Origin of the sequence: Streptomyces sp. NPDC021100 (assembly GCF_044333095.1) — a bacterium.
Lineage (GTDB): Bacteria > Actinomycetota > Actinomycetes > Streptomycetales > Streptomycetaceae > Streptomyces.
The window spans coordinates 323,613-336,744 of the sequence record NZ_JBIRQH010000004.1 but is presented as its reverse complement, the minus strand read 5'-3'; the positions used below and the strand labels follow the sequence as shown (position 1 = coordinate 336,744).

Here is a 13,132-nt window from a genome sequence, read left to right as displayed (position 1 = left end):
GGCGTCCGCCTGAGGTGAGGGGCCTGCCGGGGCGGGTGTGCCGGCTGAGGCAGACACGTCGGCCGAGGCGGAGACGTCCGCCTGAGAGGAAGGGGCTACCTGGGCGGGTGCGTCAGCCAGGACGGATACGGCCTGCGACGCGGAGGCGTCCGCCTGGGCCGGCGCGTCGGCCGCCGCGGAGTCGTCGGCCTCGACGGGAGCGCCTGCCACGGCGGAAACACCGTTCTCACCCGGCGCATCGGCCGGCCCGGTCGCGTCGGCCTCGCCCGGCACATCGGCCGCCACCGAAGCCCCGGAGTGGACGGGGGCACCGGCCGAGATGGGGGCCTCGGCCTGGACGGGTGCGTCAACCGGTGCCGCTGCGCCCGCCGGCGCGGAGCCGTCACCCTGAGCCGACGCGTCGGCCGGAGCGGAAGCGCCGGGCTGAACCGGTGCGTCGGCCGGGGCGGGGACGGCCGCCGACGCGGAGGTGTCCGCCTGTGCCGGTGCATCAGCCGGAGCGGAGACACCAGGCTGAGCGGGGGCGCCGGCCGATGCGGAGGCGTCACCCTGAGCCGACGCATCAGTCGCTACAGGCGCGTCGGCCGGCGCGGGTTCGGCCCCCGGCACGGGCGCGTCGGCCTGCGTCGGAGCATCGGTCGGAACGGGTGCGCCGGACACGGCGGAAGCGTCGCCCCGAACGAGAGCGTCAGCCAGGGCCGGCCCGCCCTCCGGTGCGGACGCGTACGCCTGGGCCGGCGCGTCGAACTGAACGGGCGTCTCCGCCGGGGCTCCGGACGGCGCGGGCGCGGTCTCAGACGCGGCGGTCTCCGCCGCAGTGGCCTGCGGCGCCTCCACACCCGGCGTGACGGGCACGGTGCCGGACGGAGCATGCGTCGCGTCGGCCACCGGCGCCTCGGCCGGCGCGGGCGTACCGGCGTCGGCGGCGGGTTCCGCCGCGGGCGTCCCGGCGGCCGCCACCGCGTCCGGTGCGGACGTGCCGGCACCGGCCTGCTCCGCGGCGTCCACCGGATCCACCGGAGCCGCGGGCCCCGGAGCGGTCGCGTCCGCGACCGGAGCCGTCTCCCCCGGCCCCGGGGTACGGGCCGGCGGAACGGTCTCCTGCGGGAGGGCCACGGCCTCGACGGCCTCCACCGGCGCGCCCTGGGCGGGCACCGTGGCCGCGGGCACGGCCTCGCCTGACGGTGCGTCAGCGAATGCGGCACCGGCGGAAGGATCGGGCGCGCCCTGCGGCGGCACGGTCCCGCCCGTGTTCTGCGGCGGGACGAAGGCCACGAGCGGCTCGGCCGCCGCGTCCACCGCCTGCTCCTGGTCCTGCTCCTGGCCGTGGTGCTGCGGCTGGGCGTCCCATATGCCCGGCTGGGTCACGGGCTCCGCGTCGGCCTGCGCGGCGTCGAGGTATTCCGGGCCGGCTCCCTGGCCCGCGGCCGGGGAGCCCGGGGGGTGCGGAACCGGGGAGCCGACCGGCTGCTGCGGGGCGGCCGGGCCGCGGTCCGCGAGGGAGCGGACGACGCCGCTGGACGACGGGTCGGGCGGGCCCATGTGGAGCGGGCGGCGGGGCGCGGCGGGGGCGGCCGGGGGCGTGCGGACCTCTTCGAAGACGGCGGCGCCGGTGTCCCGGCCGCCCGTCTCGTGGGTGCCGCCCTGGGCCGGCTGCTCGCTCCAGGCGCCCTGGGCGCCCGGCATCAGGAGCAGGTCGTCCTCGTCGGCGGCGTCCGGGTCGGCGAGGAACGCGTACGTGGAGGGTCCCGTCGTGGGGCGCCCGCGGGGCGCCTGGGGGACGGCGGGATGTGCCGGGATTCCGGTGTCGGCAGGAGCCGCGGCGTCCGCGGTGAGCGGGTGCCCGGGCGTCGCGCCTGCGTTCTCCGGCTGTCCCTCATCCGGGAACCGGCCGGTGTCGGTCATGCGTACCCCTCGCCCATCGGTAGTGCTCCTTCCAACCGCTCACGCCCATAGCAAGAACGAGCGTCCAACTCTCGCGGCACGTTGCGTGCCGCCCCGGTGCCACCCTGCCCTGCGCACCGCCAAAAAGGAGGGGCGTTCCGGACATTGGTGACTGTGGTCTTTGACACCGAGCCGCCGCACAACGATCCGCCAGCCTACCTTCCGCACGGCGTGTCGGGATCACGGGTGCGGGCGGCCCGGGGGTCATGGATGCGGACGGCGGCCGCTCAGCAGGAAGGTGACGGACCGCTCGGCTTCGGTCCAGTCGGCGGTGTCCAGGCGCACGGCCTGGAGCAGGGTGCATTCGACGGCGTATCCGCCCTCGGTGAGCGCGCGTCCGATGGCCTCGGCCTCGTCGCGGGTGACGGCGTGCGCCACGATGGCCTCGGGGCGGCGGTCGGCGCAGGCGGCGACGACGGGCGCTCCGCCGCCGCCGACGCGGACGACGTCGGGTTCGGGCAGGTCCTCCAGGACGTGCGGCGCGGTGCCGTGCACGGTCTGGAGCTGGACGCCGTAGTGGCGGGCGGCGGCGAGGGTGCGGGCGCAGGCGTCGGCGTCGCGGTCGACGGCGATGACGGCCGCGCCGAACCGGGCGGCCTCGACGGCGGCGGCACCGCTGCCGGAGCCGATGTCCCAGACGAGGTCGCCGACGCGTGGGGCGAGCCGGGCGAGTTGGGCGGCGCGCAGTGCGGTGCCCTCGCCCTCGCCGAGGACGGTGCCGTAGGCGTCGCCGGGCAGGGCCCAGCCGCGCGGGCCGGGGAGCCGGCCGGGGTCGCGGCCGGCGATCCAGCCGCCGGCGCGCTGGCCGGGGACGGCGGGGGCGTCGTCGGGGCCCGTCCCGGTGCCGCCGATGACGATGACGACGTTGGGGTCGCGCCAGGCGTGGTCGGCGACCTTGTCCGAGGTCAGGACGGTGACGCGCTCGCGGGCGGTGCCCAGTTGCTCGCAGATGACGAAGGTGCGGTGGACCGGGCCGAGCAGCAGGGCCAGTTCGGCGGGGCCCGCGCCGGGCGAGGTGAGGACGGCGACCTTGGGGTGGGCGCGGCAGACGTTGACGGCCCGTCGCAGGTCGCGGCTGTGGGCGACGACGATCTGGGCGTCGTCCCAGGGCATGCCGGTCCGGGCGAAGGCGGCGGCGACGGAGGAGACGGCGGGCACCACCTCGACCTCCAGGCCGTGCTCGGGGGCGCGCAGGGCGCGGACGACGCCGAAGAAGCCGGGGTCGCCGTCGGCGAGGACGACGGCGGTGCCGCGGTGCCGGGCGATGCGGCGGGCGGCGAGGTCGACGCTGCCGAGCCGGACGCGTTCGGCGGCGGGCGGGATCTCGGGCAGCGCGAGGTGGTGCGCGGCTCCGGCGACGAGGGTGGCGGCGCCCACGGCGGAGCGGGCCGCCTCCGTCAGCGGTGAGCCGTCCCATCCGATCACCGTGACCCGGTCGGCCATCGTCGTCTGTCTCCTGGGGGTGTCTCGGGAGGAAGTCCACAGTGGGGGTGCCCGCTTCCGCGGCGGGCATGGTGAGAGTACCCCGGCAGGTCCGGACCACCGTCCGGAGCGCGGGGCGGATGGTTGCGCGTGGGGGGCGTCAGCGCCAGCCGGGCGACCATCCGGGGAACGCGGCGGCGTAGCCGGTGCCGTCCCCGGTGTGCCGGTCGCGCACCTCGTCGAGGTCCTCGGGGAGCAGGCTCCAGACGATGAGGTCGGTGCGGATGTCGGTCCAGCCGCCGTCCTCGGTGCGGCTGCGCGCTATCCAGGCGTTGCGGAGGACGCCCTCGCTGATGCAGCCGATCTTCTGGGCGACCTGCTGGGAGGCGGTGTTGTCGGCGGCGGTGCGGAGTTCGAGGCGTTCGAACTTCTGGTCCCGGAAGAGCCAATGGGCGACGGCGAGGACGGATTCGCAGGCGTAGCCCTCACCGCGGGCCCAGGGGGCGGTGACGTAGGCGATCTCGCTGGAGAGGGTGTGCCAGTCGGTGTGGTGGAGGCGCACGGTGCCGACGAGGCGGTGGGTGAGGAACTCGGTGACCGCAAAGACGATTCCGCGTCCCGAGACGCGTTCGGCGGGGGCGGTCCGGAGGACCCATTCGCGGGCGTCGGCGGTGGTGTACGGGTGCGGGGCGGACGTCCACGCGGTGATGAGCTCGTCGTTCATCATCTCGGTGAGCGCGGGGACGTCCGTCGCGTCGAACGGGCGCAGCACCAGCCGGTCCGTACTGATGGAGATGTCCGGAAAGGTGGAAGTCATGCGCTGCTCCAACGCCGGAGGGGGTCCCCCGCGCCGTGCGGGCGCGGGGAGGGTGGCCGGGTTCCGTCCCGGCGGTCGCGCCGGTCTCGGGTGCACCAGCATGCAGTATGGCCACAGTGGTGCGCCAAGCGCGGCGGCCCCGCGCACGCGTGGCGTGTGCGGGGCCTGCGTCCGCCGAGACGGCTGAGAGTACCGGCGGTTCCTGCGCTGCGCAGGGCGGGCGGCGCGATCCGGCGTCCGTTTCGGCCGGGGCCGTCCGTTCGGGCGTCAGCTCTTGGCGGGGCCGAAGGCCGGGATGACGGCCCCGTTGCTGAACTTCTCCTCGATGAACTTCTTGACCTCGTCGGAGTTGAGCAGCTTGGCGAGCTTGACGATGCGCGGGTCCTGCTCGTTGCCCTTCTTCACGGCGAGGAAGTTGGCGTAGGGGTTGCCCTCGGCCTTCTCCAGGGCCAGGGAGTCCTTGGCCGGGTTGAGCTTGGCGCCGATGGCGAAGTTGCCGTTGATGACCGCGGCGTCCACGTCGGCGAGGCGGGCCGGGATCTGGGCGGCCTCGATCTCGGTGAACTTGATGCCCTTGTCGTCCTTGATGTCCTTGAGGGTGGCGCCGGCACCCACGCCGTCCTTGAGCTCGATGACCTTGTTGTCGGCGAGCAGCTTGAGGGCGCGGCCCTCGTTGGTGACGTCGTTGGGGACGGCGATGGTGGCGCCCTCGCCCAGCTCGGAGGTCTTCTTGACCTTCTTGGAGTAGAGGCCCAGCGGCTCGATCTCGACGTTGACGACGGGGACGATGTCCGTCTTGTTCTTCTTGTTGAACTCGTCGAGGTACGGCTTGTGCTGGAAGAAGTTGCCGTCGACCTCGCCGCTCTGGGTGGCCGTGTTCGGCACGTTGTAGTCGTTGTACTGCTTCACCTCGAGCTTCAGGCCGGCGTCCTTCGCGAGGTGGTCGCGGACGTACTCGAGGATGACGCTGTGCGGCGTGGGGCTGGCCGCGATGAGGAGCTTGGCCGCCGGGTCGGCGTCCTTGCCCTTCTTGGTCGAGGACGAGGAGGTGTCGGAGGGGGCACTGCAGGCGCTCAGGCCGAGGGTCAGCGCGGCGGCTGCGGCGACGGCGGCGGTGAGCTTGAGGGTGGTACGCACGAAGAGTGCCTCTTTCTTGTTCTCACGAGGTGATGCCGCCCGGCAAAGGGTCCGGGCTCGTGGTGTCCCCGGGGCCGTCGACGGGCCCCGCGGAGGTTCAGTGGGCGTCGACGGCCGCCTTGGGCTCGTCGGCGGCGCGCTGGGCGGGGACGTCCGCCGTGGCCTTGGGGGCCTGCGCGGTACGGGTCCACAGGCGGCGCAGTCCGGCGGACGCGGCCTGCCGGCCGGTGCGGCGGGCGAGGCGGCGGACCGCGAGGTCGCCGGCCAGCTGGACGACGGTGACCAGGACGATCAGCAGCACGATGGTGATGTTCATCAGCCCGTGCTCCTGCCGCTGGTAGCCGTAGTTGATGGCGACCTGGCCGAGCCCGCCGCCGCCGACGGCGCCGGCCATGGCCGAGTAGCCGATGAGGGCGATCACGGTGGTGGTCAGGCCGGCCACGAGGGAGGCCAGGGCCTGCGGGAGCAGCACCTTGAAGATGATCGTCCAGGTGCCGCCGCCCATCGACTGGACGGCCTCGATCAGTCCGCCGTCGACCTCGCGGAGGGAGGTCTCGACCAGCCGGGCGAAGAACGGGATGGCGCCGATGGCGAGGGCGACGACCGCGGCGCTCGGGCCGATCGACGTGCCGATGACCATGCGGCTGAAGGGGATCAGCCAGACGATCAGGATGATGAACGGCACGGACCGGGCGATGTTGACTACCGCGCCGACGACCTTGTTGACGACCAGGTTGCGGAGGAGTCCGCCGCGGTCGGTGAGGTAGAGCAGGATGCCCAGCGGCAGGCCGCCGACGACGGTCCAGACCGCGGACCACCACACCATGAAGAGGGTGTCGAGACAGGCGTCGCGCAGCAGTGGCTGCATCTCGTTCCAGGTCACTTGGCACCTTCCTTAAGGAGGGCGTCGGCCGCGGCCTCCGCACCGGCGGTCACGGGTGCCACCTCGACCTGGAGGCCCTGCTCACGCAGGAAGCCGATGGGGACCACGTTCTCCTCGAAGCGGCCGGGCAGCTCGATGCGCATCCGGCCGACCTGCCGTCCGGCGATGGTGTCCATCGCGGCGCCGAGGATCGAGATGTCGATGTTGTACGTGCGCGAGAGCTGCGAGATGACGGGCTGAGTGGCCGCGTCGCCGTGGAAGGTGACGTCCACGACCGTGCGGTCGGGGCCGGACGGCTCGCCGCCCACGGGGAACAGCTCGGCGGCCAGCTCGGAGCCGGGCGTGGCCAGCAGCTCGGCGACGGTGCCGGACTCCAGGACCCGGCCCCCCTTCATCAGGGCCGCGGAGTCGCAGATGGACTTGACGACGTCCATCTCGTGGGTGATCAGCAGCACGGTCAGGCCGAGCTGCCGGTTGAGGTCGCGCAGCAGCTGGAGGATCGAGCGGGTGGTCTCCGGGTCGAGCGCGGAGGTCGACTCGTCGGAGAGCAGCACCTTGGGGTCGCCGGCCAGGGCGCGGGCGATGCCGACGCGCTGCTTCTGGCCGCCGGAGAGCTGGCCCGGGTACGCCTTGGCCTTGTCGGCGAGGCCGACCAGGTCCAGCAGCTCCAGGGCCTTGCGGGAGCGCTCCTTGCCGGACAGGCCGAGGATCTCCAGCGGGAGCTCGACGTTGGCCTGGACGGTCCGCGAGGACAGCAGGTTGAAGTGCTGGAAGACCATGCCGATGCGGCTGCGTGCCTGCCGGAGGGCGGCGCCGGCGCGCGGGCCGCGGCCGGCGAGCGCCGTGAGGTCCTGGCCGGCGACGGTGACCGTGCCGGACGTGGGCCGCTCAAGGAGGTTGACGCAGCGGATGAGCGTGGACTTGCCGGCGCCGCTCTGGCCGATGACGCCGTACACCTCGCCCTCCCGCACGTGCAGGTCGACGCCGTCGAGGGCGGTGACCTCGCGGCCGCGTGAGCGGTAGACCTTTGTCAGGCCCGTAGTGGTGATCACAGGGGTTTCCGTCACTGTCGAGTGCGCGGCTTGTGGGGCGCCGGCGCACGGGAATTCATTGCGGAACGCGGCGTGGGACCCCGTCGGCGGCCGTCGTCGTCGACGGCGTGGCGGGGATCCGGTGTCGCGGAGGGTGGAGAGCGGGCGGTCCGGGGATGGACGCGGGCTCTACGGGTCTCGCTTCGGGGCGCGAGGCTCGGAACGGGGGCCCTCAGCGGTCACACATTCGACACATGCGACGAGCAGCACCGGGCGTCGTCATCGCCTCGGTCGCAGAGATGCGGGTGCTCGTCGTGGTCATGCGGGCAAGTAAAACAGACGTACGCGCGAACAGGCCAAGGTTGTCCGAATGGCGGACACTTCCGGTCACCCCGTGGACAGTGCGGGCCGGGCGCGGCGGGCGCGCGGGGGCCGTCTAAAGTCGTCCCCATGCCTGTCACGCCCCATCCGCACGCCGGTGCCGCCCGGGGGTCACGGTGATCGACGCGCTGACGCTCGCGGTCGGTGTGACCGCTCTCGCGCTCGCCGCCTGGTGCGGCCATGCCGCGTACCGCGACCAGCCGACCAAGGACTGGCACTTCATCGGCATGGCCGTCGTCTCCGTCCTCGCCCTCGCCCAGCTGGTCGTCGGCGTGGTGCAGCTCACCCGGGGCGAGCGGCCCGCGAAGGGCACCGTGCTCTTCGTGGCGTACCTCCTGGGCGCCGCCGCGTGCGTGCCGGGCGCCGGATTCATGTCGCTCGCCGAACGCACCCGCTGGGGGTCCGCCACCGTGGCCGCCGGCGCCGTCATCCTCGCCGTGCTCCAGGTACGGCTCTACGACATCTGGGGAGGCTGACCGTGACCGAACCCGCCACCACCGCCGAGGGCGGCGGCCTGGGCAAGGGCCCGGGCCGACTGCTGGTCTGGCTGTACGGGGTGTTCACCGTGGCGGCGGCGTCGCGGTCCATCGTGCAGATGGCTCTTCACTTCGGGGACGCGCCGTTGGCGTACGTGCTGTCGGCTGTCGCCGCCGTGGTGTACGCGTTCATCACATACTCGCTGGTGCGGGGTGGGGAGGGGGCTCGGCGGGTGGCGTTGGTGTGCTGCGCGCTGGAGTTGCTCGGGGTTCTCACGGTGGGGACGTGGACCCTTGCGGATCCTGGGGCGTTCCCTGACGCGACCGTGTGGTCGGACTACGGGATGGGGTACCTGTTCATTCCGGTGATCCTGCCGGTGACGGCGATGGTGTGGTTGCGGCGGGCGCCGGTTTCCGCTGCGCGGTGAGGTTGCCCCGGTCCCGCCCTTTCGCCGTTTCCTGAGGGCAAGCCCCCAGCCCCCCTTGTCGCGGCTTCGCCGCTCGTCCTCAATCGCCGGACGGGCTATATCAGCCCGTCCGGCGATTGAGGACAACCGTGCGGAGCGCGGTTGCGGGGGTGCGGGGGCTTGCCCCCGCAAGAAACGGCGAAGGGGCGGGACTGGGGCAACCCTCACCCGGCCGCGGCCAGCTCCCCCACCTCGGCGGACTTCTCGAGCGTCACCACCGTCAGCGCCTTGCTGACCACTTCCGTCCCCACCGCCTCATACCCCCGCTTCCGGCACAGCCGCAGCATCAGCTCACTCCGTCGCCCGACGGCGAGCCGGAAGCGCCGGGCCGAGCCGTCCGCGGCGAGGCGTTCCTCCACGGCGGCCAGGAGCCGGCCGCCGAGGCCATGGCGGCGGAGGCGGGGGTGGACGATGAGACCGTTGAGGGTTGCGGTGCCCTCGGAGTCGAGCGTGCCGCGCACCGATCCGACGACCTCCTCGCCGAGGCGGGCCACCAGGACGCAGCCGGCGGCCAGTTCGGCCCGCAGTTCGTCGAGGGTCTGGGTCAGCGGGTCGAGGGAGTAGTCCCCGTACAGCTCGGCCTCGCCCTGGTAGCAGAGGTACTGGAGTTTCAGGATCCGTTCGGCGTCGTCCTCGGTCGCCGCCGCGATGGTCACGCTCATACCCATGTGCGCATGCCTCCCCTGGTCAGTCCCGTACGTTCCGTCTGACAGGAGCCGCCGCGGTACACGCCGCCTCCGTGGCGCCTGTTGTCTACCGCTCCTTTCCCCAAGGTCCAGGAGCCGCAATCGCCGCCGTCAGCATTCTGCGCAGGCATCCCAGGCAACGGGAACGGATCGGCCCCAAAGATCCTTGTGAGATACCCAACTCTCCTGCGATTTCTCGGTAGGTCGGGTCTCCGGGAGAGAGGAGGGCACGCATCAGGCCAGGGCAGCGGCCGGGGAGGCGGCGGACCGCGGCGCGGAGTTCGCGGCGGGATTCGGCGGCCAGGACCGCCCGTTCGACACCGGAGCCGAGCGCGTCGGCGTGGTCGGCCGGTTCGGCGGCGATGGGGTCGTACGGCACCTCGCGGCGGGCGAGGCGGCTCGCGGCGCGGGCCTCGGCACGGACGGCGGCGCGTAACCGGAGGGCGGGCGGCTCGGAACGACGGCGCCCCCGCCGGCCGGCGGGGGCGCCGTCGTTCCGGTCGCTCAGCAGGCGGACCCAGACGGCCTGTTCGAGGTCGGCCGCGTCGATGCCGGCCGCCGGCGCCTCGGCGGCGCATTCGGCGGCCAGCAGCGGCCGGAGCGAGGTGACGAGGTCGTTCGGTGTCATGCCCGGCGGGACGTGGGGCCGTGACCCGCCGGTTGCCGACCTCGTCGGGCGTCACTCGTCCGTGTGGAATCCGTCGGGATTCCCGGGGTAGCGGAAGCTTCAGCCCTTGCGACCCTTCAGGAACTCCTCCCGCGCCAGCACCGCCGTGTCGCAGTTGTCCGAGAAGATGCCGTCGATCCCCGTCGCGTAGTAGGTCTTGAAGGCGCCGATGGCGTCGCCGTACGCGTTCGGGTCGGTGCCGCGCCGGAAGTCGGCGGGCAGGAAGCTGTTTTCGTTGCGCATGGTGTAGGGGTGCAGGACGAGACCGGCCGCGTGCGCGTCACGGACGAGCGTCGTGGGCTTGGTGAGCCGGTCGTTCTTGTCCCGGGGGATGATCAGGTTGAGCCACGGACCGATGCCCTGGGCGAAGCCGGAGACCCACTTCAGGCCCTTGGGGGTGATGAGGTCCGCGACCGTACGCGGGTCCTTGGCCTCGACGAAGTCCCAGGGGCGGGTGGGCAGGTCGTCCAGGAGCAGGATCTTCGGGCAGTCGAGGCCGAGCCGGCCCAGCCGCTGGAGGCTGCTCGGCTCGAAGGACTGGAGGAACGTATACGAGTTCCGGCCCGCGCGGCCGTACCGGCGCAGCAGCTTCGCCAGCCGCTCCTCCAGGCCCAGGCCCAGCTTGCGGAAGTAGGTGGGGTGCTTGGTCTCGACGTGCAGCCAGATCCGCCGGCCGCGCTTGCGGCCCTCCTCGTCGGCCCACTTGAGGACCTCCTCGAAGGTGGGTACGGTCCAGTGGCCGTCGTAGAGGGTGTTGTGCTGCCGGACCTGGGGCAGGCGTTCCTTCGCGCGCAGGGTCTTCAGCTCGGCGAGGGTGAAGTCCTCGGTGAACCAGCCGGTGTGGGACTCGCCGTCGACGGTCTTGGTGGTCTTGCGGGAGGCGAACTCCGGACGGGAGGAGACGTCGGTGGTGCCCGTGATGTCGTTCTCGTGGCGACAGACGAGATGGCCGTCCTTGGTGGGGACGACGTCCTGCTCGATGACGTCCGCGCCGTTCTCCAGGGCGAACCGGTAGGAGCCGAGGGTGTGCTCGGGCCGGTATCCGCTGGCGCCGCGGTGTCCGACGACCGTGGGCACCGGCAGGTCCCGCAGGCCGCCGCCGTGGCCGTGGCCCGGCCGCCGGTCGCCCGCCGTCGCCGGGGCCGCCGAGGGGGCCGCCGCCGCCATGCCCGCGCCGCCGCCGAGGGTGACCGCACCCGCGCCGAGGGCCGCCGCGGCCCCCAGCACCGAGCGCCGGCCCGGCCGCTGCTCCTGCTGCATGTACATTCGCTCCTTCGTTTTGGAGCCGGTGGTTCCGACTCCCTTTCGGACGCGCAGATCGTAGGTGCGTCCGTCTTTCGTACAGAAGGCCATGGTCGAAACGGAGTGATAACTCACGTCAACACTGCGTATCGGGTCGGTTAACCCGGTGTGCGGAAAGGCCGTACCCGCGAGTATCGTCCTCACCTGCCACCAGGCCGTCCGGCCGTCGACCGACCCAACCGAACAAGACACAAGACAAGACCGGAGGATCCGTGTCCCGCATCCTGCTCAAGGCGTTCCTCGGACTTCTCATGCGCGTCCTGTACCGCCCCAAGGTCGAGGGCATGGAGCGCATCCCCGCTTCCGGGCCGGTCATTCTCGCGGGGAACCACGTCACGTTCATCGACTCGCTGTTCCTGGCCCTGGTGGTCAAACGCCAGGTGTTCTTCATCGGCAAGGACGAGTACGTGACGGGCAAGGGGCTCAAGGGCCGGCTGATGGCCTGGTTCTTCGGCGCCTCCGGCATGATCCCGGTGGACCGCGACGGCGGTCACGGCGGGGTCGCCGCCCTGATGACGGGCCGTCGGGTGCTGGAGGAGGGCAAGATCTTCGCGATCTACCCGGAGGGCACCCGCTCCCCCGACGGCCGCCTGTACCGCGGCCGGACCGGCATCGCCCGCCTCGCGCTGATGACCGGCGCGCCCGTGGTGCCGTTCGCGATGATCGGCACCGACAAGGTGCAGCCGAGCGGCAAGGGCCGCCCGCACATCAGCCCGGTGACCGTCCGCTTCGGTGAGCCGCTGGACTTCGAGCGCTACGAGGGCATGGACCGCGACCGCTACGTCCTGCGGGCCGTCACCGACGAGGTGATGAGCCACGTCATGCGGCTGTCCGGCCAGGAGTACGTGGACATGTACGCCACCAAGGCCCGGGCGGAGAAGGCCGCCTGAGCCGGACGCCCTCCGGGCGGCCGGTGGCCGTCAGGCCCCGCCGAGGCACCGCGGCTGGAAGCCCGGATCGGCGGGGCCTTTCCGTGCCAGGGCGTTGAGCACCCACTGGTGGACGACCGGGTCCTTGGTCGCCTGGTCGTGCATGAACGGGTCGAGTGGGCACGTGTCCTGGAGGACGACGTTGGTCAGCCGCTCGGCGGGGCCGGTCAGCAGGGCGCTGGTGTAGGGGATGACGACCTCGTCGTGCCGGGTGGTGATGACGGTGTAGTCGGGCCCGGCGGGCGTCTCCTCGCCGTCGTTGAGCTTCTTCAGCAGGTCGGATCCGACGCGCTGGTCCAGGCAGGACGGGCAGAAGGTGTACCCGGCGGGGATGGCCAGCGGGTTCTTGGTCCCGTGGTTGGAGGGGACGATGCCGATGAGGTCGTCCACCTTGTCGGCGCCGCCGAGGAACTTCACGTAGTAGCGCGGCATCATGCCGCCCTGGCTGTGGCCGACGATGTCGACCTTGGCCGCACCGGTCGCCCCGCGGACGGCCTCGACGAAGTCGCGGAGTTCGGCCGCCGCCTGCGGGATGGGGTCGGTCTCCATGTGCCCGTAGTTGAAGGCGAAGACGCAGTAGCCGTTCTCCTTCAGCTTCGGGGAGAGCTTGGCCCAGTTCTCCGCCATGAGCTTGAACGTGCCGTTGACCAGGACGACGGGCTCAGGGTGGGCCGAATCCGGCTTACAGGACCAGTCGTTGGCGCCCTTGGGCGGGAGGTCGAGGACCGACGCGGAGGCGGGGGCCGCCGTGGCGGATATTCCGGTGAGGGTGAGGGTCGCGGTGGCCGCCGCGGCGAGCAGGGCTCTCACTTTGGTGCGCAGACGCATGGGGGGATTCCTTCCGCACAAGGACGACGTCGGCTCAAGGCGCCGGCTTCGTTTCACTTCTTTTCGCCGAACCACGTTCGGCAATACCGACCGGTAGTCGCAGATCGTTCCCGCGCGGTAAGGAACCCGTCAAGGCACGGAACGGCCGGAAAAAGTCACATG

12 protein-coding genes are annotated in these 13,132 nt (G+C 72.4%); 3 read left to right on the top strand and 9 right to left on the bottom strand.

The annotated features are described in order from the left end of the window. Positions 1-2,148: 2,148 nt before the first annotated feature. The 5 genes from cbiE to ACH4PU_RS10935 form a co-directional block, all read right to left on the bottom strand. The gene (cbiE, locus tag ACH4PU_RS10955) at positions 2,149-3,387 is read right to left on the bottom strand and encodes a precorrin-6y C5,15-methyltransferase (decarboxylating) subunit CbiE (protein WP_398269325.1); all 1,239 of its coding nucleotides are present in this window, start codon (positions 3,385-3,387) and stop codon (positions 2,149-2,151) included. A 139-nt stretch (positions 3,388-3,526) separates the two neighbouring features. Further along, on the bottom strand, positions 3,527-4,183 hold the full coding sequence (locus ACH4PU_RS10950) for a GNAT family N-acetyltransferase (RefSeq protein ID WP_398269322.1): 657 nt from the start codon (positions 4,181-4,183) through the stop codon (positions 3,527-3,529). A 267-nt stretch (positions 4,184-4,450) separates the two neighbouring features. Next, positions 4,451-5,320: a MetQ/NlpA family ABC transporter substrate-binding protein gene (locus tag ACH4PU_RS10945; protein WP_398269318.1), complete on the bottom strand. Its 870-nt coding sequence runs from the start codon at positions 5,318-5,320 to the stop codon at positions 4,451-4,453. A 97-nt stretch (positions 5,321-5,417) separates the two neighbouring features. Then, a complete protein-coding gene (locus ACH4PU_RS10940) occupies positions 5,418-6,203 on the bottom strand; it encodes a methionine ABC transporter permease (protein ID WP_398269315.1) in 786 nt (261 codons plus the stop codon). Further along, positions 6,200-7,255: a methionine ABC transporter ATP-binding protein gene (locus ACH4PU_RS10935; RefSeq protein ID WP_398269312.1), complete on the bottom strand. Its 1,056-nt coding sequence runs from the start codon at positions 7,253-7,255 to the stop codon at positions 6,200-6,202. Before ACH4PU_RS10935 ends, ACH4PU_RS10940 begins: the two co-directional genes overlap by 4 nt. Before the next feature lie 476 nt (positions 7,256-7,731). Here ACH4PU_RS10935 and ACH4PU_RS10930 point away from each other — a divergent pair, with 476 nt between their 5' ends. Beyond that, positions 7,732-8,091 carry a hypothetical protein gene (locus ACH4PU_RS10930; protein ID WP_398269309.1) on the top strand — a complete coding sequence of 120 codons (360 nt, stop codon included), beginning with the start codon at positions 7,732-7,734 and terminating at the stop codon, positions 8,089-8,091. A gap of 2 nt (positions 8,092-8,093) precedes the next feature. Further along, positions 8,094-8,519 (top strand): hypothetical protein, encoded by a 426-nt coding sequence (locus tag ACH4PU_RS10925; RefSeq protein ID WP_185945877.1) that lies wholly within the window; start codon positions 8,094-8,096, stop codon positions 8,517-8,519. Between the two features lie 203 nt (positions 8,520-8,722). On the opposite strand, the gene ACH4PU_RS10920 is transcribed toward ACH4PU_RS10925, so the two are convergent. The 3 genes from ACH4PU_RS10920 to ACH4PU_RS10910 form a co-directional block, all read right to left on the bottom strand. Further along, entirely contained in the window at positions 8,723-9,226 is a 504-nt protein-coding gene (locus ACH4PU_RS10920; protein WP_398269305.1) for a GNAT family N-acetyltransferase, read from the bottom strand. A gap of 85 nt (positions 9,227-9,311) precedes the next feature. Then, positions 9,312-9,872, bottom strand: a complete 561-nt coding sequence (locus tag ACH4PU_RS10915) for an RNA polymerase sigma factor (protein ID WP_398269302.1) — start codon at positions 9,870-9,872, stop codon at positions 9,312-9,314. A 99-nt stretch (positions 9,873-9,971) separates the two neighbouring features. Next, a complete protein-coding gene (locus ACH4PU_RS10910) occupies positions 9,972-11,171 on the bottom strand; it encodes a glycerophosphodiester phosphodiesterase (RefSeq protein WP_398269299.1) in 1,200 nt (399 codons plus the stop codon). A 254-nt stretch (positions 11,172-11,425) separates the two neighbouring features. Here ACH4PU_RS10910 and ACH4PU_RS10905 point away from each other — a divergent pair, with 254 nt between their 5' ends. Continuing rightward, positions 11,426-12,103 carry a lysophospholipid acyltransferase family protein gene (locus ACH4PU_RS10905; RefSeq protein WP_398269295.1) on the top strand — a complete coding sequence of 226 codons (678 nt, stop codon included), beginning with the start codon at positions 11,426-11,428 and terminating at the stop codon, positions 12,101-12,103. Positions 12,104-12,133: 30 nt separating this feature from the next. Here the strand turns inward: ACH4PU_RS10905 and ACH4PU_RS10900 are convergent, their stop codons facing one another. Then, positions 12,134-12,970 (bottom strand): alpha/beta fold hydrolase, encoded by an 837-nt coding sequence (locus ACH4PU_RS10900; protein WP_398269292.1) that lies wholly within the window; start codon positions 12,968-12,970, stop codon positions 12,134-12,136. Positions 12,971-13,132 lie beyond the last annotated feature (162 nt).

Coding starts and splice junctions, on each gene's coding strand:
- cbiE (WP_398269325.1), bottom strand. CDS start 3,387: ATGGCCGACCGGGTCACGGTGATCGGATGGGACGGCTCACCGCTGACG.
- ACH4PU_RS10950 (WP_398269322.1), bottom strand. CDS start 4,183: ATGACTTCCACCTTTCCGGACATCTCCATCAGTACGGACCGGCTGGTG.
- ACH4PU_RS10920 (WP_398269305.1), bottom strand. CDS start 9,226: ATGGGTATGAGCGTGACCATCGCGGCGGCGACCGAGGACGACGCCGAA.
- ACH4PU_RS10915 (WP_398269302.1), bottom strand. CDS start 9,872: ATGACACCGAACGACCTCGTCACCTCGCTCCGGCCGCTGCTGGCCGCC.
- ACH4PU_RS10910 (WP_398269299.1), bottom strand. CDS start 11,171: ATGCAGCAGGAGCAGCGGCCGGGCCGGCGCTCGGTGCTGGGGGCCGCG.
- ACH4PU_RS10900 (WP_398269292.1), bottom strand. CDS start 12,970: ATGCGTCTGCGCACCAAAGTGAGAGCCCTGCTCGCCGCGGCGGCCACC.